Origin of the sequence: Bradyrhizobium sp. 192 (assembly GCF_023100965.1) — a bacterium.
Taxonomy (GTDB): Bacteria; Pseudomonadota; Alphaproteobacteria; order Rhizobiales; family Xanthobacteraceae; genus Bradyrhizobium; species Bradyrhizobium symbiodeficiens.
Map to the genome: position 1 here is coordinate 289,557 of NZ_CP064690.1, position 20,438 is coordinate 309,994.

General features: G+C 64.8%; 18 protein-coding genes. 7 read left to right on the plus strand and 11 right to left on the minus strand.

Features of this window, described 5'->3' with window-relative positions:
- Positions 1-70: 70 nt before the first annotated feature.
- Positions 71-2,179, plus strand: a complete 2,109-nt coding sequence (locus tag IVB24_RS01325) for a S9 family peptidase (protein ID WP_247771824.1) — start codon at positions 71-73, stop codon at positions 2,177-2,179.
- Positions 2,180-2,459: 280 nt separating this feature from the next.
- Here the strand turns inward: IVB24_RS01325 and IVB24_RS01330 are convergent, their stop codons facing one another.
- Both IVB24_RS01330 and araD read right to left on the minus strand, forming a co-directional pair.
- Positions 2,460-3,179 (minus strand): ribonuclease activity regulator RraA, encoded by a 720-nt coding sequence (locus IVB24_RS01330; RefSeq protein WP_166467491.1) that lies wholly within the window; start codon positions 3,177-3,179, stop codon positions 2,460-2,462.
- 122 nt (positions 3,180-3,301) lie between these two features.
- Entirely contained in the window at positions 3,302-5,038 is a 1,737-nt protein-coding gene (gene araD, locus IVB24_RS01335; protein WP_247771825.1) for an L-arabinonate dehydratase, read from the minus strand.
- Between the two features lie 256 nt (positions 5,039-5,294).
- Here araD and IVB24_RS01340 point away from each other — a divergent pair, with 256 nt between their 5' ends.
- Together IVB24_RS01340 and IVB24_RS01345 are read left to right on the plus strand one after the other, a co-directional pair.
- On the plus strand, positions 5,295-5,708 hold the full coding sequence (locus IVB24_RS01340; protein ID WP_247771826.1) for a response regulator: 414 nt from the start codon (positions 5,295-5,297) through the stop codon (positions 5,706-5,708).
- Between the two features lie 64 nt (positions 5,709-5,772).
- On the plus strand, positions 5,773-9,279 hold the full coding sequence (locus IVB24_RS01345) for a PAS domain S-box protein (RefSeq protein WP_247771827.1): 3,507 nt from the start codon (positions 5,773-5,775) through the stop codon (positions 9,277-9,279).
- 118 nt (positions 9,280-9,397) lie between these two features.
- Here the strand turns inward: IVB24_RS01345 and IVB24_RS01350 are convergent, their stop codons facing one another.
- Positions 9,398-10,033, minus strand: coding sequence for a response regulator (locus IVB24_RS01350; protein WP_094973837.1), 636 nt, complete (start codon positions 10,031-10,033; stop codon positions 9,398-9,400).
- A gap of 148 nt (positions 10,034-10,181) precedes the next feature.
- Between IVB24_RS01350 and IVB24_RS01355 the strand changes: the two genes are divergently transcribed.
- Entirely contained in the window at positions 10,182-10,487 is a 306-nt protein-coding gene (locus IVB24_RS01355) for a hypothetical protein (RefSeq protein ID WP_247771828.1), read from the plus strand.
- Between the two features lie 56 nt (positions 10,488-10,543).
- Here IVB24_RS01355 and IVB24_RS01360 read toward each other — a convergent pair whose 3' ends face one another.
- The 7 genes from IVB24_RS01360 to IVB24_RS01390 all read right to left on the minus strand — a co-directional run bounded on the left by IVB24_RS01360 (position 10,544) and on the right by IVB24_RS01390 (position 17,084).
- Positions 10,544-11,047 (minus strand): response regulator, encoded by a 504-nt coding sequence (locus tag IVB24_RS01360; RefSeq protein ID WP_018321616.1) that lies wholly within the window; start codon positions 11,045-11,047, stop codon positions 10,544-10,546.
- Between the two features lie 131 nt (positions 11,048-11,178).
- Positions 11,179-11,496 (minus strand): PilZ domain-containing protein, encoded by a 318-nt coding sequence (locus IVB24_RS01365; RefSeq protein ID WP_247771829.1) that lies wholly within the window; start codon positions 11,494-11,496, stop codon positions 11,179-11,181.
- A 2-nt stretch (positions 11,497-11,498) separates the two neighbouring features.
- Positions 11,499-12,377 (minus strand): protein-glutamate O-methyltransferase CheR, encoded by an 879-nt coding sequence (locus IVB24_RS01370; RefSeq protein ID WP_247771830.1) that lies wholly within the window; start codon positions 12,375-12,377, stop codon positions 11,499-11,501.
- A gap of 30 nt (positions 12,378-12,407) precedes the next feature.
- Entirely contained in the window at positions 12,408-12,797 is a 390-nt protein-coding gene (locus IVB24_RS01375; protein WP_094973834.1) for a response regulator, read from the minus strand.
- Positions 12,798-12,833: 36 nt separating this feature from the next.
- Positions 12,834-13,313 (minus strand): chemotaxis protein CheW, encoded by a 480-nt coding sequence (locus IVB24_RS01380; protein ID WP_247771831.1) that lies wholly within the window; start codon positions 13,311-13,313, stop codon positions 12,834-12,836.
- 25 nt (positions 13,314-13,338) lie between these two features.
- A complete protein-coding gene (locus IVB24_RS01385) occupies positions 13,339-16,176 on the minus strand; it encodes a hybrid sensor histidine kinase/response regulator (RefSeq protein ID WP_247771832.1) in 2,838 nt (945 codons plus the stop codon).
- A 425-nt stretch (positions 16,177-16,601) separates the two neighbouring features.
- A complete protein-coding gene (locus IVB24_RS01390; RefSeq protein WP_247771833.1) occupies positions 16,602-17,084 on the minus strand; it encodes a response regulator in 483 nt (160 codons plus the stop codon).
- A 778-nt stretch (positions 17,085-17,862) separates the two neighbouring features.
- Between IVB24_RS01390 and IVB24_RS01395 the strand changes: the two genes are divergently transcribed.
- The 3 genes from IVB24_RS01395 to IVB24_RS01405 all read left to right on the plus strand — a co-directional run bounded on the left by IVB24_RS01395 (position 17,863) and on the right by IVB24_RS01405 (position 19,448).
- Positions 17,863-18,561, plus strand: coding sequence for a Crp/Fnr family transcriptional regulator (locus tag IVB24_RS01395; RefSeq protein WP_247774267.1), 699 nt, complete (start codon positions 17,863-17,865; stop codon positions 18,559-18,561).
- 160 nt (positions 18,562-18,721) lie between these two features.
- The gene (locus IVB24_RS01400) at positions 18,722-19,099 is read left to right on the plus strand and encodes an Hpt domain-containing protein (RefSeq protein ID WP_247771834.1); all 378 of its coding nucleotides are present in this window, start codon (positions 18,722-18,724) and stop codon (positions 19,097-19,099) included.
- 100 nt (positions 19,100-19,199) lie between these two features.
- On the plus strand, positions 19,200-19,448 hold the full coding sequence (locus IVB24_RS01405; RefSeq protein ID WP_247771835.1) for a hypothetical protein: 249 nt from the start codon (positions 19,200-19,202) through the stop codon (positions 19,446-19,448).
- Positions 19,449-19,530: 82 nt separating this feature from the next.
- Here IVB24_RS01405 and IVB24_RS01410 read toward each other — a convergent pair whose 3' ends face one another.
- Positions 19,531-20,154: a helix-turn-helix transcriptional regulator gene (locus IVB24_RS01410; protein WP_140482016.1), complete on the minus strand. Its 624-nt coding sequence runs from the start codon at positions 20,152-20,154 to the stop codon at positions 19,531-19,533.
- Positions 20,155-20,438: the final 284 nt, after the last annotated feature.

A 20,438-nucleotide genomic window follows, 5' to 3' on the forward strand; every position in this document is an offset into this window, starting at 1 on the left:
TCTTTGATGGATGCGCGGGGCAAGCCCTCGCATGACGAGATGGGGTTCGGTGAGACGCAACGAGGATCGAGTGACACAAGCCAAAACCCCTTCCCAGCCCCCCGTCGCCCCGCGCCGGCCGCATTCCTTCACGCGGCATGGGATCACCGTGACCGACGACTATGCCTGGTTGAAGGACGCGAAATGGCAGGAGGTGCTGCGCGATCCCAAAGTGCTGGATCCCGACATCCGCAAATATCTCGACGAGGAGAACGGCTACACCGAGAGCCTGCTCGGCCATACTGCGCCGCTCCAGAAGACGCTGGTGCGCGAGATGCGCGGGCGGATCAAGGAGGACGATTCCAGCGTGCCGTCGCCGGACGGCCCGTACGCCTATTTCCGCAGATTCCGCGAGGGCGGACAGCACGAGCTGTTCGGCCGCATGCCGCGCGACGGCGGCGACGGCGAGATCGTGCTCGACGGCGACGCGCTCGCCAAGGACCACAAATATTTCAAGTTCGGCGGCAGCCGGCATTCGCATGACCACAGGATGCAGGCCTGGAGCGCGGACACCAAGGGCTCCGAATATTTCTCGATCCGCGTGCGCGACTGGGCGAGCGGTAAGGATTTCGACGACCTCGTCGAGGAGACCGATGGCGGCGTGGTCTGGGCCGCGGATTGCAAGAGCTTCTTCTATGTCCGGCTCGACGACAACCATCGGCCGATGCAGGTGTGGCGGCACCGGCTCGGCACCAGGCAGGCCGACGACTCGCTCGTCTTTGAAGAGCAGGATGCCGGCTGGTTCACCCATCTGCACGAGAGCACCAGCGGCCGCTTCTGCGTGATCGCGGGCGGCGATCACGAGACTTCGGAGCAGCGGCTGATCGATCTCGCCAACCCCGAGGCGCCGCCGCGGCTGGTCGCGGCGCGCGAGGAAGGCGTGCAATATTCACTCGCCGACCGCGGCGACCAGCTCTTCATCCTCACCAATGCCGATGATGCCATCGACTTCAAGATCGTCACCGCACCACTCTCTTCGCCCGAGCGCAAGAACTGGCGCGATCTGATCCCGTATCGTCCCGGCATCTACATCATCGACCTCGATCTCTACGCCGGCCATCTGGTGCGGCTGGAGCGCGCCAACGCGCTGCCGTCGATCGTGATCCGCGATCTCGCCTCGAACGAGGAGCATGCCATCGCCTTCGACGAGGCAGCCTATTCGCTGGACGCGATGGGCTCCTACGAATTCGAGACGACGAATTTGCGCTTTGCCTATTCGTCGATGACGACGCCGTCGGAAGTCTACGATTACGACATGGTCAAGCGCACCCGCACCTTGCGCAAGCGCCAGGAAATCCCGTCCGGCCATAACGCGGCCGATTACGTCACCACGCGCATCATGGCCAAGGCGCAGGACGGCGCCGAGGTGCCGGTGTCGATCCTCCATCGCCGCGGGCTCAAGCTGGACGGCTCGGCGCCGCTGCTGCTTTACGGCTACGGCTCCTACGGAATGGCGATGCCGGCCTCCTTCAGCGCCAACCGCCTCTCGCTGGTCGATCGCGGCTTCGTCTACGCCATCGCGCATATCCGTGGCGGTGCCGACAAGGGCTGGGGCTGGTATCTCGACGGCAAGCGCGAGAAGAAGACGAATTCGTTCGATGATTTCTCAGCCAGCGCCCGCGCGCTGATCGAGACGAACTACACCAGCGCCAGGCGCATCGTCGGCCATGGCGGCTCGGCCGGCGGCATGCTGATGGGCGCGGTGGCGAACCGCGCCGGCGAGCTGTTCGCCGGCATCGTCGCGGAAGTGCCGTTCGTCGACGTGCTCAACACCATGCTCGACGACACGCTGCCGCTGACGCCGCCGGAATGGCCGGAATGGGGCAACCCGATCGAGAGCGAAAAGGATTTTCGTACCATCCTGTCCTACTCGCCCTACGACAACGTCGCCGCGAAGGACTATCCCGCGATCCTGGCGATGGGCGGCCTGACCGATCCGCGCGTCACCTATTGGGAGCCGGCCAAATGGATCGCGCGCCTTCGCGCCACCATGACAGGCGGCGGCCCGGTCCTGCTCCGCACCAACATGGGCGCCGGCCACGGCGGCGCCTCGGGGCGGTTCGACCGGCTGGATGAGGTCGCGATCGTGTATGCGTTCGCGCTGTGGGCGGCGGGCATGGCGGACAAGGTGGAAGCCTGACATCCTCCCTCTCCCCATTCTTACGCGAGGCAATCGCATATGGCGCGCAAGATGTGGCGGCAACGGCAGTGAGCTCCCTCCCCCGCGTGCGGGGGAGGGTTGGGGTGAGGGTTCTCACCACTCGGGGACGTCCTCCGCAGTTCTCAAGAATCCCAATGCGGAGACAGCCCCCACCCCAGCCCTCCCCCGCAAGCGGGAGAGGGAGACGACTGCCAATGTCGCCGCACCGTGCACACTATAAGCAATAGCCCTGCCTCACGCGGCAGGAGGCGAAGGCCTATTACCGCCCGTTCTTCTTCCGCCATTCCGCGAAGTCGGTGAGCGTCTGCGGATCGGTGGCGGGGTAGAGACCGAAGATGCCGCGGCCCTTGCCGACCTCCTCCGTGACGAAGTCTTCGAACGCGGTCATTTCAAACGTCTCGTTCGCAATCTCGTCAGCCAGATGGGCCGGGATCACGATGACGCCGTCGGCATCGCCAAGGATGATATCGCCGGGAAACACCGGCGCATCGCCGCAGCCGATGGGAACGTTGATCTCGATGGCTTGATGCAGTGTCAGGTTGGTCGGCGCGCTCGGGCGATGGTGATAGGCGGGAATGCCGAGCCTGGCGATCTCGGCGGAATCGCGAAAGCCGCCGTCGGTGACGACACCGGCGACACCGCGCTTCATCAATCGCGTCACCAGGATCGCGCCGGCCGACGCCGCGCGCGCGTCCTTGCGGCTGTCCATCACCAGCACCGCGCCCGGCGGGCAGTCCTCGACCGCCTTGCGCTGCGGATGGGCGCGGTCCTTGAAGACGTCGATGGTGTTGAGATCCTCGCGCGCCGGCATGTAGCGCAGCGTGAAGGCTTCGCCGACCATGGTCGGCTGGTCGGCGCCGAGCGGGTGCACATCCTGGATCATCTGGATGCGCAGGCCGCGTTTGAACAGAGCGGTGGCGACGGTCGCGGTGGAGACGGATTTGAGCTTGGTGCGGGTGGCTTCGCTGAGTTTTGTCATCTGATACTCTCTCTTTCGTCATTCCGGGGCATCGCGAAGCGATGAGCCCGGAATCCATAACCACGATCGTGAGTATGGATTCCGGGCTCGCGCCAATTGGCGCGCCCCGGAATGACGGGTGGCTAGTAAATCGACGGCTCGCCGATCGGCGCGCCGAAATCGGTCTCGAGGAAATCGAAGTCGCAGCCGTCATTGGCCTGCTTGATGTGCTTGGTGAACATCCAGCCATAGCCGCGCTCGAAACGAACTTCCGGTTGCTTCCAGGCGGCGCGGCGTTTTTCCAGCTCGGTTTCGCTGACATCGAGATTGATGGTTCGCGCGGCAACGTCGAGCGTGATGCGGTCGCCGTTCTGCACCAGCGCCAGGGGGCCGCCGATATAGGATTCCGGCGAGACGTGCAGGATGCAGGCGCCGTAGCTGGTGCCGCTCATGCGAGCGTCCGAGATCCGCACCATGTCGCGCACGCCCTGCTTTACGAGCTTGGTCGGGATCGGCAGCATGCCCCATTCCGGCATGCCCGGGCCACCTTGCGGCCCCGCATTGCGCAGGATGAGGATGTGGTCCTCGGTGACATCAAGGTTGGGATCGTCGACTGCCTTCTTCATCGAGGGATAGTCGTCGAACACCAGCACAGGCCCGGTGTGCTCGAGGAAGCGCGGCGCGCAGGCTGACGGTTTGATGACGCAGCCGTCGGGCGCGAGATTTCCCTTGAGCACGGCGAGCGCGCCTTCCTTATAGATGGGATTGTCGATTCCGCGGATCACGTCGTCGTTGTGAACTTCGGCACCCTCGATATTCTCACCGATGGTCTTTCCGGTGACCGTGATGCAGTCGAGATGCAGATGCGGCTTGATCTGGCCCATCAGCGCCGGCAGGCCGCCGGCATAGAAAAAGTCCTCCATCAGATACGCATCGCCGCTGGGCCGCACGTTGGCGATCACGGGCACCTTGCGGCTCGCGATCTCGAAATCGTCGAGGCTGATGTCCTGGCCGGCGCGGCGAGCCTGCGCGATCAGATGGATGATGGCGTTGGTCGAGCAGCCCATCGCCATCGCGACCGCGATCGCGTTCTCGAAAGCCTTCCGGGTCTGGATCACCTTCGGCGTCAGATCCTCCCACACCATCTCGACGATGCGGCGGCCGCATTCGGAGGCCATGCGGATGTGGTTGGCATCAGCCGCCGGGATCGAGGAGGCGCCCGGCAGCGTCATGCCGATCGCCTCGGCGATCGCGGTCATGGTCGAGGCCGTGCCCATGGTCATGCAGGTGCCATAGCTGCGGGCGATGCCGGCCTCGATGTCGAGCCAGTCCTTGTCGGAGATTTTTCCGGCGCGGCGCTCGTCCCAGTATTTCCAGCCGTCGGAGCCGGAGCCGAGCGTCTTGCCCTTCCAGTTGCCGCGCAGCATCGGGCCCGCCGGCAGATAGATCGCTGGAATGTTCATCGAGGTCGCGCCCAACAGCAGCGCCGGCGTGGTCTTGTCGCAGCCGCCCATCAGCACCACGCCGTCGACGGGATGGCTGCGCAGCAATTCTTCCGCGTCCATCGCCAGCAAATTGCGATAGAGCATGGTGGTCGGCTTCAGCAGCGATTCCGACAGCGACAGCGCCGGCAGCTCGATCGGCAGGCCGCCGGCCATCAGGATGCCGCGCTTGACGTCGTCGACGCGCGACTTGAAATGCATGTGGCAGGGCTGCGCGTCCGACCAGGTGTTGAGGATCGCGATGATCGGGCGGTCCTTCCACTCCTCAGGAGCGTAGCCCATCTGCATGGCGCGGGAGCGATGGCCGAACGAGCGGAGATCGTCGGGCGCGAACCAGCGCGCGCTGCGGAGTTGGTCGGGCGTTTTCTTCTTGGTCATTGCTTTTTCCTCTGCGAATCCGTCCGCTCTTCTCACACGCCGTCCACCCGTCGCAAGTCGCCGGATGCGCCGAACTCAGCCTTCCGCTATGCACGCAAACGTGCATATATTGGGATACGAAGCAACAGCGACCGACCGGCCCCCGTAATCGCGCGAAGTGCTTGCAGGCTGAGCGGAATCCGCGCAACAATTTCATTTTTGATAGTTTGATTTGCGGCCGGCGGGGAGGCCCCATCCGGCCCGGAGGAATTCAGACGTGGCCAACATCCTGATCGTGGATGACGACCCGGCCGTTCAAATCACGATCCGGCTGCTCCTGGAGAGGGCCGGTCATTACGTCACCGTCGCCGGCGATGGCCGCAAGGGGCTTGCGCTGTTCGAGGCCAGCGGGTTCGACCTGCTGTTTCTCGATATCTTCATGCCCGGCATGGACGGGCTGGAGACGATGCGTCACATCCGGGTGCTGGCTCCGGCCATTCCGATCATCGTCATGTCCGGCCGCTCGGTCACGCCGGATGCCTATGCGGAGCCTGACTTCCTGAAGATGGCGACCAAGCTCGGCGCGGCGGCAAGTTTGCAGAAGCCATTCCCACCCGACGCCCTGCTCGCCGCGGTCGATGGCTGCCTGAAAGCAGGCGAGGGGTCCAATGTCAGCTCCGGCCGCCGGTGACGGAGGTGCCTCGGCTTCAGGCCAGACCAGGCGCGGTCGTCCGGGAAGCCCTGCGAACATCCGCATGACGCTCGCAACGCGGTTGGCGATTGCGATGATCCTGCTGGTGACGGTCACCGTGGCCGCTGTCGGATGGCTGGGTTTCCGCAACACCACGCAAGCGGTGATTCCGCGCGTCCTGGAACGGGTCGAGGCCCAGTCACGCCTGCTCGCGACCGGTCTGGAATCCTATGTTGCCGGCGCTCGCGGCGATCTGGTCGGCTATCGCTCCGCTGCGGCCATCAACGGTCTGATCCGCGCTCACCTCGCCGGCGGTGTTGACCCCGCAGACGGCGTCTCGGAGCAAACCTGGCGCGAGCGCATCGCGACGCGGCTCGCGGCCGAGATCGAGGCCAAGCCCAGCTACGCGCAGTTTCGAATCATCGGCATCGACGACGACCAGCGCGAGCTGGTTCGGGTCGACCGCTCCGGCCCGAACGGGTCGGTGCGGATCGCCCCCAACAGCGAGCTCGAGCGCAAGGGCGACCGAGCCTACTTTCGTGACACGATACGACTGGCACCCGGCGATATCTATGTTTCGGCCGTCGATCTCGCCACGCGTCAGGGAGGGACCACCGAACCGCACGTTCCGACGCTGCGGGTCGCGACGCCGCTGTTCACGCCGGATGGCAAGCCGTTCGGCATCATCATCGCCAATATCGACATGCGCCCGGCCCTGGACCACGTGCGCGGGACGGCGAACTCGGGTGGCGAGATCTACGTCGTGAATGCGCGCGGCGATTATCTCGTTCATCCGGATCGCACGCGAGAATTCGGCTCCTCGCACGGCCGCCCCACCAACTGGCGCGATGATTTTCCGTTCTTCGCAGGCCTGGCCGGCACGTCGGACGTATCCACGCGGCTCATGACCGACGGGGCGGGCCGGCCGAGCGGCGCGGCGATCGCGCCGGCACTGCTGGCCGGCAAGGAATGGACCGCAATCATCGTGACCATTCCGCCGGCCGTGTTCGGCCGGGTGCCGGCCGCCATTCAAAAGACCTCCCTGCTGGTCGGCGTGCTGGCCATCCTCGCTGCGGCATCACTCGCAGTGCTGTTGGCGCGCTCGCTGACCCGCCCGATCGGCCGCCTGACCGCGGCCGTGGAGGCGATCGGCCGCGGACAGCAAGCGGACATCCCCGTCGACGCCGGCGGCGAGACGGGCGTGCTGGCGCGGGCATTCGCCCGGATGGTCGAAGAGACGCGGGCAAAGACAGCCGCTCTCGAGCAGGAGGTCCGGGAGCACCGCCGCACCGAGGCGGCGCGAAGTCATCATGCGGCCCGCGAGCACTTGTTCAGCGCCGCCGTCGAATCATCCGACGACGCGATCGTGATGCAGACGCTCGACGCCATCATCACAGGCTGGAATCCGGCCGCCGAGCGGCTCTATGGCTATGCGGCAAGTGAGGCGATCGGGAAATCCACCGCGATCATCGTCCCGCCCGACCGCCGCGCACAGGGCAAGGAAATCCTGCGGCGGATCGCGCGAGGCGAGCCAATCGAACGGTTCGAGACGGTGCGCCTGCGCAAGGACGGCACGCCGATCGAGATCTCACTCAGCCTCTCGCCGATCAGGGGATCGTCGAGCGAGATCGTAGGCGTCTCCGGGACCGCGCACAGCCTCACCGAGGCGCGGCGGGCCGAGCGGCAGGTGCAGCAACAGCTCGAAGAGCGCCGGCAGATCTTCGACACTTCGCAAGACCTGATCATGGTCATGAACTCGCGAGGCAACATCGCGCAGATCAGCCCGAGCAGCGAGGCCATTCTCGGTTATCGGCCGGATGAGATGATCGGCCGCAGCGGCGCCGACTTCATTCACCTGGATCATCTCGAGCACGCCCGCGACGAGATGCGCGCGCTACGCCGCGGCGAGCGCATCAAGCTCGCCGACACGCGCTGCTTCCACCGCAATGGACACGGGGTCTGGCTGTCCTGGCTCGGCAGCTGGTCCGAGCAGGCGCAGCGCTACTTCTTCGTCGGGCGCGACATGACGGAGGCGCGGCTCGCGCAGGAATCGCTGCGCGAGAGCGAGCGGCTCGCCCGCAAGATCGTCGAGACCTCGCTCGACGCCTTCATCCAGACCGACGAGACCAGCAGCATCCTGAACTGGAACTCGCAGGCCGAGCAGCTGTTCGGCTGGCGGCGCGACGAAGTGCTCGGCAAGAGTACGATCGACCTCATCGTGGCCGAGAGCGAACGCGAGAGGGTCAAGGCAGGCCTGAAAGATTTCCTGGAGAACGAGGACGACAGGACACTGAACCGCCGCCGCGAGCTGATGTGCCGTCGCCGCGACGGCAAGGAATTCAGGGCCGAGGTCAGCCTGACCGCGCTGAAGCGCCGCGAGGGCCTGCTGTTCAACGTGTTCTATCGCGACCTCACCGACAAGATCGCCGCCGAGGAGCGCATCCGCCATGCCGAGAAGATGGAGGCGGTCGGCCAGCTCACCGGCGGCGTGGCGCACGATTTCAACAACATCCTCACCGTCATCACCGGCACGATCGAGATCCTCGCGGAGGCCGTCGAGAAGGAGCCGCAGCTTGCGGCCATCACGAGGATGATCGACGAGGCCGCCGCGCGCGGCGCCGAGCTGACCCAGCATTTGCTCGCCTTCGCGCGCAAGCAGCCGCTCCAGCCGCGCGAGATCGACATCAACTCGCTGATCGTCGACACCACGAAGCTGTTGCGACCGACGCTGGGCGAGCAGATCCAGATCGAATCGGTGTTCGAGGAGGAGTGTTGCGTCGCGATCGTCGATCCCAACCAGCTCACCACCGCGATCCTCAACCTCGCGCTCAACGCCCGCGACGCCATGCCCGGCGGCGGCAAGCTGATCGTGGAGACCGGCGCCGCCTATCTCGACGAGGTCTATGCCAGCGGCAACGACATCCGCCCCGGCCGTTACGTGCTGATCGCCGTGAGCGACACCGGCAGCGGGATCCCCGCGAACCTGCTGACCCGGGTGTTCGACCCCTTCTTCACCTCGAAGGGACCGGGCAAGGGCACCGGACTCGGGCTGTCGATGGTCTACGGCTTCATCAAGCAGTCGGCGGGCCATATCAAGATCTACAGCGAGGAAGGCCACGGCAGCACGATCAAGATGTACCTGCCGCCCGGCAAGACGCCGACAGCCGTCAGCGAGGGCGTGACGCCGGCGACGATCGAGGGCGGACACGAGACGATCCTGGTGGTCGAGGACGACCGGCTGGTGCGCGACTACGTGCTGACGCAGCTGCACTCGCTGGGTTACGTCACCCTGCAGGCCGCGAACGCGGCGGAGGCGCTGGCGATCGTTGCCGCCGGCAAGCCGTTCGACCTGCTGTTCACCGACGTCATCATGCCCGGCAAGATGAACGGACGGCAACTCGCCGACGAGTTGATGAAGACGCGGCCCGATCTCAGGGTGGTCTACACGTCAGGCTATACCGAGAATGCGATCATCCATCACGGCCGGCTGGATTCCGGCGTGACGCTGCTGGCCAAGCCCTACCGCAAATCGGATCTGGCGCGGATCATCCGCAAGGCGCTGAGCGCCTGAAACTGAGTAGCGCCGTAGCCCGGATGGAGCGAAGCGCAATCCGGGACAGTCTTTCAGCATGCGCGAGCCCCGGATTACGCTACGCTCCATCCGGGCTACGAAACGTCACTGACAGGCCTTACGATGCGCGCTGCGCCGCGGTCATCACGATGCGGATCAGATCGGCGGCGTTGCGCGCACCGAGCTTCTTCATGATGTTGGCGCGGTGATCCTCGATGGTGCGCGGGCTGATGCCGAGGGTGCGGCCGGCTTCCTTGTTGGACGCACCGGAGGCGAACTGCTCGAGCACCTCGCGCTCCCTGCGCGTCAGCGGCTCGCGTCCGGGGAAATGCAGCGAGCTGAATTTCGGCGAGGCGTTCTCCGCCTGCCTGCGTGCATAGGCGCCGATCGCCTCGTCGAGCCGGCCGACGATCTCGCTGCCGCGGAACGGCTTCTCGATGAAGTCGAGCGCGCCGCTCTTGATCGCGCCAACTGCCATCGCGATGTCGCCCTGTCCGGAGATCATGAAAATCGGCGCCGGATAGTCCTCGCCCTGGAGCTCCTCCAGAATGTCGAGGCCCGACTTTCCGGGAATGTGCACGTCGAGCAGGATCGCAGCCGGTGTGCGGTTTCGCGCGACGGCGAGCAGCGCTGCGCCGTCGGCAAAACAGATCACCTCATAGCCCGCCGCTTTCAACACCATCGACAGGGTGTCGCGAACTGCAGGGTCGTCGTCGACCACGAAGATTTCACCGCGAGAGCTTTGTTCGGCCATGTGCCACATCCAGTTGGCATGAAGGACTCGCGTCCGCGCCTCCCGTTTGGCGTTCGGCGCGGATTCGGCCCACCCGTATTTGTACGGGACATGGACTTAACGCACAAGTAGCGACGAGGTGCCTTATTGCGGGGGACGGAGAATATCCATGCTAAATTACGCAGGCACACCCCCGCTCGCCGCGTTGGCCGACGCCGACAGCCGTCAGTTGATCGCAGCCGAACTTCGCTCGCTGATCGCGCGCATCGACATCAGTGTGCGTCTGATCGACGCGGCGATGAAACCGGAACAGGTCGAGCCCGTATCCGATAGCGCTATCGCGGGTTCCACCGAAATTTTCGTGCTGGACGACGTCACGCCGCGTTATGCGACGGCGAGCGCCGCCCTCAATGCCTGCCGGGCGGGCCTTTGCCACGCCTTGCAATCGCTATCGGAATCCGGCGACGCGGCATAGAGTGCGATCGGCGCGGCGCAGCAGCCGCGCCCGATCGCATGGCGGCTCCGCAAGTCTCAAGCGCGATGCCGTTCCACGATCGCGTCGGTGGCGACGCCGCCCCACGTGTGAATCGCAGGAAGCCCCATCGCGGTCTTGCCGAGATTGGCGAGGCTGATGCGCAGGGCCGCGAGGTCGAGCGGCTTCGGCAGGCTCTGGAGTTCGATCCCGACGGACCGGGCGAAGCTGCGTGCTGCGCTGCGGCGCTTGCCGTCCATGCCGCTGATGACGATCACGGCGCCACCGAACTTCGCCGCCGCCATCTCGCGCAGCACGTCGATGCCGTCGCCATCCTCCAGCACGAGATCGAGCGTCACGCAGTCGAAGCGCGCGGCGCGTAGCTTCTCGATCGCATCCGCCACGGACGGCGCCACGGTGACTTCGTGGCCGGCCTGCTTGGCGGCGACCGTGATCAGGCTGCGCTGCGTAGCGTCGTCATCGACCACCAGGAGCTGAAGCGCGCGCCGCTCGGCGCCGTCGGGCAGGTTCGAGGAGATGGGGGAAAGAGAACTTCTGGGCATTTCAGTATCCTGAGATTGGGATCGTCAACGGATACACGGTTCGCGCTTAGGCCACGTAAAGCCGCTGTCGCGAATTCATTCGGATGTTTTCAGAAAATATGAAGCAATGGACCGGAAAGGACGTGGGCGGATCACGCCGCTTCGTCACGGCCGCCGGCTGCGCCGCGCTTCTTCCGGTTCTTGCCGCGCAGGAACTGGATGTCCATTTCGGCGCCGTTGACGCGGACCAGCTCGCAGCGGCGGTAGGCTAGGCCCGTGGACGACAACAGCAGGAAGAACTCCTTCAGGTTCAGCCCCTGGATCGAGCCTTCCACCGTGAGGATGGCGTCGATATCGGAGATCGCGTTGAGCTTGCAGTCGCGGCGCCAGGTGCCGTCGATGGCCATGATGCAGACATCGTAGCCGCGACTGAAAGTCACGCGTTCCGTACCCTTGCCATCCTCGGCCATCTCTATCGTCCTGCCATGACCGCCAGTCGCGGCGCCGCGCCGGCGAGAGCCGGCTTGGCGGCTGCGGCACGCGGATCGTTCGGCTTGTAGAGGCCGCGCCGCTCCGGAATCGGGCGGAACGTATCGGTCAGGCCGACCACGGTTTCGGCCGCGCCCAGCACCAGGAAGCCGTCGGGCTCGATCTGGCGCGCCAGCCGGTTGAAGATGTTGATCTTGGTGTCCTGGTCGAAATAGATCAGCACGTTGCGGCAGAAGATGACGTCGAAGGTGCCGAGCTGCGCGAAATCGTGCAGCAGGTTGAGCTGCCGGTGCTGGATCATCGCCCGCAATTCGGGATTGACCTGCCAGGTCTCGCCCGTCTGCTTGAAATATTTCATCAGCATCTGGATCGGCAGGCCGCGCTGCACCTCGAACTGGCTGTAGATTCCGGCCTTGGCCTTCTCCAGCACCTCCTGCGACAGATCGGTCGCGATGATCTCGATGCGCCAGCCGGTGAGGGCCGCACTCATGTCCTTCAGGCACATCGCCAGCGAATAGGGCTCCTGCCCGGTCGAGCCGGCGGCGCACCAGATCCGGACGCTGCGCTTGGCTGCCCGTGCCTTGATGATCTCCGGCATGATGTGGTCGCGGAAATGATCGAACGGGACCTTGTCGCGAAAAAAGAACGTCTCGTTGGTGGTCATGGCTTCGACCACGTCGGTGATCACCGTGCGCGCGCCGCCTTGCAGCTTCTGCACGAGTTCGCCGATGCTGGAGAGCCCGGCCTTGCGGGCCAGCGGCAGCAGGCGGCTTTCGATCAGATATTGCTTGTCTGCGGACAGGTCGAGACCGGAATTGTCCTTCAAGAACTTACGCAGATACTCATACTCGGTCGGATTCACGGAAGACCTCTTGAAGTTAACGAAGGCGTCTCAGGCGGCGGTTTGTTCGTCCAGCGCGATCAGACCGACTTCCTGGAATTTCGCCAACACGATGTCCTTGTCGAAGGGCTTCATGATGTACTCGTTGGCACCACCGCCCATTGCCTTCGTGATGTGATCGATGCCGGTTTCCGTGGTGCAGAACACGACCATGGGCTCGTCACCGCCGGGCATGCGGCGCAGCGTGCCCAGAAACTGGAAGCCGTCCATGACGGGCATGTTCCAGTCGAGCAGGATGGCCTCCGGCATCGCCTTCTTGCAGTGAACCAGAGCCTCGACGCCATCTTCAGCTTCGATCACTTGAAAGCCCAGCGCCTCGACGATCCGGCGGGCAACTTTTCGGACGATGCTGGAATCGTCAACAACCAAACAAGTCTTCATTTTTCTTCTCCGACTTCGGTGTTCTCTGGTGTCAGTTTACGCAGCCATTTGCACTCTGGTTTCGAGCTCGAGGACGCGGTCGATGTCGAGGACGACCATGAGCTGGCCGTCGAGACGGTGGACGCCGCCGGCGAGCTTGGCCATGCGCGGGTCGAGGTTGACGGGGTTTTCCTCCATGCCGGCCTCGGGCAGGCGCAGCACTTCGCCGATCTGGTCGATCAGCAGGCCGTAGGATTCACCGCGCAAATCGACGCCGACCGCCATCGGCACCTTGCCGTCCTCGGGCTGCGGCAGGCCGAGACGGGCGCGCATGTCGACCACGGTGACGATGCGGCCGCGCAGGTTCAGCACGCCCGCGATCTCGCGCGAGGACAGGGGCACGCGGGTGACGCGTTCGGGCATGAACACGTCCTGGACGCGGGAGATCGGCAGGCCGAACAGCTGGCCGCCGATCATCGCGGTGACGTATTCGACCATGGCGCCTTCGGCGGATTGGGTCTTGCTCTTGCTGGTCATGTTGGGTGTCTCCTGATCCTGTCCGTTACGCCGCCGCCCGGCTCAGATCGGAGGCGCCGGCAGCGCTCGCGGTCTGTTCCTTCAGCGCCGCGATCAGACCGGGACGGTCGAACTTGGCGACATAGTCATGGAAGCCGGCCTGACGGCCGCGCTCGATCGCCGCCGGCGACACCAGCGCCGACAGACCGATGATCGGCATCGAGCCCAGATTGTTGTCCGAGCGGATGGTCTCGGCGAACTCGAACCCGTTCATGTCGGGCATCTCGATGTCGGTCAGCACCACGTCGAAGGTCTGCGCGCGCAGTGCCGCGAGGCCCTCCTGCGCGGTCGGGGCGGTGCGGACGCGGTAGCCGGCCGCCTTGAGGACGGGCGCCAGCATGTTGCGGAAGAACGCGGAATCGTCGACCAGCAGCACCGACTGCGAGTGCAGCGACGGCTTCATCTCCTTGCGGGTGAACCAGTCGGAGAACGCCATCGGCAGGAAGTGGCCGACGTCGATCACCTCGGTGGCCTGGCCCTTGATCACGGCCGAGCCCAGGATGCCGGAAGCGGAGCCGCCGACCTCGATGTTGAGCCGTTCCTCGACGATGTCGATGATCTCGTCGACGACGAGGCCCATGGAGCGGCCGTCGTCGGCGAACACCAGGATCGGCTGGGCGCCCTGGCTGGCGATGGTGACGCCGTCCATGGCAATGAGCGGCATCAGCTGCTCGCGATACTGCACCATGTAGCGGCCGTTGGAGAACTCGATCTTGTCGGCGGGGAGCTCTTCCAGGCGCGTGACGAGGCCGAGCGGGACCGCCTTGGGCTGCGACGAGCCGGCGCGGAACACCAGCAGCGAAGTGGTCTGCTCGCCCGAGCCGATGTGATGGGCGCCGTTCTCGTCACCCATGTCGTGGGCCGAGGAGCCGGCGGCGCCGAGCGCTTTCGCGATGCCGTTGGGATCGATGATCATGATGACCGCGCCATCGCCCAGGATGGTGTTGCCGGAGAACATGTCGATGTGACGCAGCTTGGTCGACATCGGCTTGACCACGATCTCTTCGGTGTGGAACACGCCGTCGACGACGATGCCGAAGGTCTGGCTGCCGACCTGGGTCACCACGATGAAGCCGTTCTCGGGATCGGAGGCCGCGCCGTCGTCGATCTTGAGGAGCTTCTTGAGGTGGATCAGCGGCAAGAGCTTGTTGCGCAGGCGCAGCACCGCGGTGTCCTTGATGCGCTCGATGCGGTGCTCGCTGTTGGCGCGGGCACGGACCAGCTCGACCACCGAGAGCTGCGGGATCGCGAAGCGATCACCGGCGGCTTCGACGATCAGGGCCGAGACGATCGCGAGCGTCAGCGGGATCTTGATGGTGACGGACGAGCCCTCGCCGGCCACCGACTTGATGTCGATGGTGCCGCCGATCTGGTCGATATTGGTACGCACCACGTCCATGCCGACGCCGCGACCGGAGACCGAGGTGATGGCGGCGGCGGTCGAGAAGCCCGGCGCGAAGATGAACTTGTGGATCTGGGCTTCGCTCATCTTCTCGAGCTCGGCCTCGGTGACGAGGCCTGAGGAGATCGCCTTGGCCTTGATCTTGTCGGTGTTGAGGCCGCGGCCGTTGTCGGCGATGCAGATGATGATGTGGCCGCCCTCGTGATAGGCGGACAGGCGGATGGTGCCCTGCTCGCCCTTGCCGGAGGCGAGGCGCTCGGCGGGGGTCTCCAGGCCATGATCGGCGGAGTTGCGCACCATGTGGGTGAGCGGGTCCTTGATCAGATCGAGCACCTGGCGGTCGAGCTCGGTGTCGGCACCGTGCATCTCCAGTTCGATCTGCTTGCCGAGTTCGCTCGAGAGGTCGCGGACGATGCGGGGCAGCTTCTGCCAGGCATTGCCGATCGGCTGCATGCGCGTCTTCATGACGCCTTCCTGCAGCTCGGCGGTGACGTTGGAGAGGCGCTGCAGCGGCACCTTGAACTCGGTGTCCTCGTTGCGGCGGGAGATCTCCAGCAGCTGGTTGCGGGTCAGCACCAGCTCGGAGACCATGGTCATCAGATGCTCCAGCGTATCCACGTTGACGCGGATCGACTGGTTGGCGATGCTGGCGCCTTCGCCGCCGGTCTCATCTGCCGCCGACTTCTTGGCGACGGCCTTCTCCTTGGACGCCTTGGCGTCCTTGACGACCGCTCTGGCAACCGGCGCCGCTGCTTCAGCGGCGGGCTCGGCCTTGACTTCGGCGACGGGCTCCGCCGCTTCGATCGGGGTCTCGCGGAAGGCGCGCTCGAGCTCGTCGAGCGAGACTTCGCCCGGACGCAGCGGACGCTCCAGGGTCTGGTCGATCAGCGTGCCCGTTGTCATCTCCTTTGCGGGCGCAGTCGCAGTGGCGGGCGCTTCCGGCACCAGCGGCGGCGCCTCGGCCACGGGAGCAGCGGCTGCAGCGGCCGGCATCGGCTGCGCCGAGCCTGACGCGATCGGCGGCGCCGACGCTGACATAGCCGCCATGCCCCGCTCGACCATCGCTTCCAGCTGGTCGATGAGATCGCGGTCGTTGCCCTCGGGCTCGGCTTCGGTCGCCTCGAGACCGGCCAGGATCTCCTTGATCCGGTCGATCGAAGCCAGAATCAGCGACACCGCGTCCGCCGTCACCGGCATGCCGTCGCGGAATTTGCTCATCAGGGTCTCGCCGGCATGCGCCAGCGCTTCCAGCCGCGGCAATCCGAGGAAGCCGCAAGTGCCCTTGATGGTGTGGACCAGGCGGAAGATGTTATCCAGGATCTTGGCGTTGTTCGGCTCCTGCTCGAACTTCACCAGCTGATTGTCCACGGTGTCCAGGCTCTCGCTGGTCTCCGTCAAAAACTCCCGCAACAGATCATCCATGAGCTACGCCTTACTGACCTGACCCTGGACCTCGACGCCCCGCGCCACTTTTGGCATGGACGGAAGCCCTCCTCTCGATCGTTAGACATCCCCTTTCACAGTCCCGTTAATTTCATCCTCCGTGCTAATACGGATATTGAAGAGAAGTTTGCGGTTCGACGGCGTGCGGCAGCGCTTTTCGGCAAAACCAACTCAACGCCGCAACCGCGGCGACGCGTGAGGTAAACGGGCCGATAACAGCGAGCGAGGCGCGCTGGAAAGTCCCGCTCGCGAAGGACGATAGGGCGGCCTGCGGGACATCGAACCGAGCCGCCCGCAACCGGAGCGCAGTCGCGCCGCTCCGTTCGTGTTGACGCAGCGACCTGCGTGGTCCGCACGCGCGGTAAACGAACGGTTACCCCGTGGCCATGGCGGCCCGCGCCGCGCTAACCCAATCGCGCGACCGAGGCGAGGTCGCCGTCGGGACGATGCTCCGCCAGGCAATCGTTGATGGCGGCGAGCAGCGCATGCGGCGTGAACGGCTTGCGCAGACAGCGTGCGGCGCCGAGCTCGAGCGCGATCCGGAGGAAATCGGGTGCAGGCGAATTCAGATCCGCAAAGGCGTAGCCGGACATCGCGATCAGCGGAATGACCGGCGCCCGCTCGTGCAAGATCCGGATCGATTCGAACCCGCGCATGTGCGGCATGAAAATGTCGATGATCATCAGATCGAATTGCTGGTGTTCGAGTGCGCGCAGTCCGGCTTCACCTCCTTCGGCAATCGTTACCCGAAAATCGTTGCGCTGGAGATAGACCTCGATGGCCATGCAGACCATCGGGTCGTCGTCGACGACGAGAATATTGCGCAGACCTGCCGTCCCCGTTTGAGCTTCCCGTTTCGGCGATTCAATAATTGAACCGTGGGGCACGCCTTTCCCCTTTGCTTGCAGTCGAAAGAATGACGGTCGCGAACCTCATTGGCGGCGCGGGGAGGATCGACGCGACATCCGCGGCCGCGCGACGCCAGGCTTCATGGCAGTATTGGATGACAGTCATTGCTGGTCCAACGGACGAGACTGCACGGGTCGGGCAACGTCTGGCCGCAGCGCGGATGCAATGCTCCCGGTTCACGAAGAGTCCCCTTGCCGCTTTTTCCTGCACAACCCTGCAGGACCGGCGCAATGGCTCATGAGCGAGTCAGCGCGCCGTTCTTATTTCCGCCGCAAATGCTGCAGCCTGTCTGCCTCCCAAAGGTTATATGGACAGCATTACAACCTTTATAATATGCTTTTATTTCCGTGCAACTGGATGACGAACGGGCCTCGCACCCGATCGTGCATCGAAAATGCCCGATTGATCTTCGATGATCGCGAGCGGCTGCCCGTCCAACCAAGCGCTGCAAATGCTCGACGCGGCAGATCTCGATCTGCTGCGTCCGCATCTCGCGACGGTCGAAATGGTCAGGTAATCTGTCTTGAGCGAGGCGGGTGCTGCGCTGAATTACGTTTACTTCCCGCATGGCGGATCCGTTTCAATCACGGTGGGCCTGTCCGAGGGACAGATGAGCGAGGTTGCGGTGCTCGGGCAACTTGTCCCAATTGCCAATATATCCCGACGCGAACATGATGGACCCTGCGACGGACGCATGACGGGATGTCGTCGATCGCGATTCGGTGGTGCGGGAACGGAGGGCAGCTCTTGGAAACGATGGTGCGCTCGGCCAACGGATTCCTGTCCGCACTGTCGGCAGACGACTATGAATTGATCCGTCCGCACCTGCGAACAGTCGATCTGCCCCATGACGCGGTGCTGGTCGAGACCGGCGAGGTGCTGAAGCGCGCCTATTTTCCCCACCGCGGCGTCATCTCGCTGGTGGTGAAACTCGCCAAGGGCGAGCATGTGCAAGTCGCCATGATCGGTCGCGACAGCCTGCTCGGGACGCTCTCGACGATGGGCGATGCGTGCGCGCTGAACACCGCCGTCGTGCTGGTTCCCGGCGTCGCGTCGGTGATGGATCTCGACCGGCTGCGGATCGCCGCCGACCAGAGCGGCACCCTGCGCACGTTGCTGACGCGTCACGGGCTGGCGGTCTACGCCCAGGTCCAGCAGGCCGCAGGCTGCAATGCCGCCCATCCCGTGGAGTCGCGGCTGTCACGCTGCCTGTTGCACACCCATGACCTCTCCGGCGACACCCGGCTGCTGCTGACCCAGGAGACCATGGCGCAGATGATCGGGGCGCGGCGCAACAGCGTGTCGCTGGTCGCCAACACCCTGCAACAGGCCAATTTCATCCATTACAGCCGCGGACACATCCAGATCACCAACCTCGACGGCCTGCGCCAAACGGCGTGCGAATGCTACGCCACCGTGAAGGCCCAGTACGACCGGCTGCTCGGCGCGCGCTGACCGCCGCGCGCGCATGGTAAACCGCCGGCTAATGCCGGCCTGCAAACACCTTGTGTCCTGCTACCGGAACGGAAATTCGAATGCCGTAGACACGGGCAGCCCTCGCGCCGGGACTGTGCCGCGCGACAGACGAATGATCCGTGATCGAGGCAGCAGGCCCATGTTTGAAGTCACCGTCGCGCCCGCGCACGAGCCGATCGAGGCCGAGCCTGCGCGCGAGCCGCACGCTTACGAAGCGCTGGTGCGCGAGATCGGCGAGGACGGTGCCTGCGAAGTGCGCGATGTGTTCTGGAGCGAGACCTGCGCGCGCCTGCAATTGTTCCGCACGCTCTCGCTGGCGCAGCACCACGCCAGGATCGCGCGCGAAGCGCATTCGCTGAAGAGCTCGGCCGGGACCTTCGGCTATGTCAGGCTCGCGGCGCTGGCGCTGCGACTGGAGCAGTCCGCAGAGAAGCTCGGCGACGGCGGATTCCGCGATCTCCTGGACCTGATGGACGCCGCCTACGCCGCCGCGCGCGCACAGGAGCCGCAGGGCTAGCACGGCCCGCGTGCATCCCCGCCGTGCTTCTACGGCTTGGGATTTTCACAGATGGCTAATCATAGGCGGCGATAGTCCCGGAAAACCAGGAGGGTTTTCCATGTTCACCTACGAGACCGCGGACCAGAAAGAAGTTCGCCGCTTCCGCATCGCACAGTTCAACGGCCGGATGGCGACGGTGAAGGCCGGCGAGTCAACGGTGACAGGCTTCGTGCGTTCGGTGCTGGAGCAGGATTCGAGCATGCCGCCCCGCTGGACCATCACGATCATCCCGAACGGGCCGAAGGAAGAGATCAAGCCGCTGCGTCCCGCCTCGCGCGCGCGTCCCTTCGCCGAAGACTATTTCTGAGCGCGATCGGGTTCTCAGGACGTCCCGGGAGATCTCTCGGGGCGTTGTCCGCACCGCCTGCCGGCGATGCAACACACCAGCCTCAGTCGATCGAGTGCAGCAGCGCCGCGCGGACGAGGTCCGCGGTGTTGCGCGCACCGAGCTTGCGCATCGCCTCGGCGCGATGGCTCTCGAACGTGCGCGGACTGATCTGCATCCGAAGCGCGCCCTGCTTGTTCGAGTAGCCTTCGCTGATCAGTCTCAGCACCTCGCGCTCGCGCTTGGTCAGCCGCTTCTGACCCGACAGGCTGACGAGTTCGGCGCTCGGCACACGCTGGGGCTGCTGTGCGCGGACGGTTTTCGATTCTGCGTCCTCGGCGCTGGACGGGATCGACAAGCCGCCCTTTTGAGGACCGGCCAGCTGCTTGACCAGTCCGCAGACGCGCTCGGTTTGTGCCAGGGCATTCTCGACCACCCGCCGCAAATAGGCACGGTCGCCGGTCACGGGCGCGAGTTGATCGCTGTGATGCTTGATCTCGCCCATGTAGAGCAGCAGGGCAGTCAGGGGGCCGTTGAGCTCGCGGGCGATGGCAGCGGCCATTTCGTCGCCGGCCTTGGCCCGGGCAGCGCTCAGGCGGACGAAATCGGGCTCTTCAGCTGGAGCAGCGCTGCCTTCGTACCATTCCGACGGCCGCGAATCGGTGGCCGTATCATTCTGTGACCCCATGTCACTCGTTTAGCGGAACCCGGGGCGGTCTGTGGTTAACTTTTTGCTCCGTAAGACTACGGTGATTTTGTCGGTTTTGCGCGGAAATGGCGGCGTCGGCACAATTTGTGCTTGCGCCTGGCCGCATGGAACCATGCAGGGGTTGCGTTTCCCACTGAAGTCTTGAGCAAACGAGCGAAAACCCCTTAACCGCCGCCTTCGCGCGGACGTCGTCCCCCGGTTTTTACGGAATAATTAACGGCGGCTTGCTTCTCTTAGGGAAGTTGAGAGCGCGCAAATGCCTC

What these genes read in the sequence shown, in the direction of transcription:
- IVB24_RS01345 (WP_247771827.1), top strand. Translation starts at nt 5,773, where the DNA reads ATGACGCTCGCAACGCGGTTGGCGATTGCGATGATCCTGCTGGTGACG.
- IVB24_RS01350 (WP_094973837.1), bottom strand. Translation starts at nt 10,033, where the DNA reads ATGGCCGAACAAAGCTCTCGCGGTGAAATCTTCGTGGTCGACGACGAC.
- IVB24_RS01385 (WP_247771832.1), bottom strand. Translation starts at nt 16,176, where the DNA reads ATGGATGATCTGTTGCGGGAGTTTTTGACGGAGACCAGCGAGAGCCTG.
- IVB24_RS01395 (WP_247774267.1), top strand. Translation starts at nt 17,863, where the DNA reads ATGGTGCGCTCGGCCAACGGATTCCTGTCCGCACTGTCGGCAGACGAC.
- IVB24_RS01410 (WP_140482016.1), bottom strand. Translation starts at nt 20,154, where the DNA reads ATGGGGTCACAGAATGATACGGCCACCGATTCGCGGCCGTCGGAATGG.
- IVB24_RS01355 (WP_247771828.1), top strand. Translation starts at nt 10,182, where the DNA reads ATGCTAAATTACGCAGGCACACCCCCGCTCGCCGCGTTGGCCGACGCC.
- IVB24_RS01380 (WP_247771831.1), bottom strand. Translation starts at nt 13,313, where the DNA reads ATGACCAGCAAGAGCAAGACCCAATCCGCCGAAGGCGCCATGGTCGAA.
- IVB24_RS01405 (WP_247771835.1), top strand. Translation starts at nt 19,200, where the DNA reads ATGTTCACCTACGAGACCGCGGACCAGAAAGAAGTTCGCCGCTTCCGC.
- IVB24_RS01375 (WP_094973834.1), bottom strand. Translation starts at nt 12,797, where the DNA reads ATGAAGACTTGTTTGGTTGTTGACGATTCCAGCATCGTCCGAAAAGTT.
- IVB24_RS01330 (WP_166467491.1), bottom strand. Translation starts at nt 3,179, where the DNA reads ATGACAAAACTCAGCGAAGCCACCCGCACCAAGCTCAAATCCGTCTCC.
- araD (WP_247771825.1), bottom strand. Translation starts at nt 5,038, where the DNA reads ATGACCAAGAAGAAAACGCCCGACCAACTCCGCAGCGCGCGCTGGTTC.
- IVB24_RS01400 (WP_247771834.1), top strand. Translation starts at nt 18,722, where the DNA reads ATGTTTGAAGTCACCGTCGCGCCCGCGCACGAGCCGATCGAGGCCGAG.
- IVB24_RS01365 (WP_247771829.1), bottom strand. Translation starts at nt 11,496, where the DNA reads ATGGCCGAGGATGGCAAGGGTACGGAACGCGTGACTTTCAGTCGCGGC.
- IVB24_RS01360 (WP_018321616.1), bottom strand. Translation starts at nt 11,047, where the DNA reads ATGCCCAGAAGTTCTCTTTCCCCCATCTCCTCGAACCTGCCCGACGGC.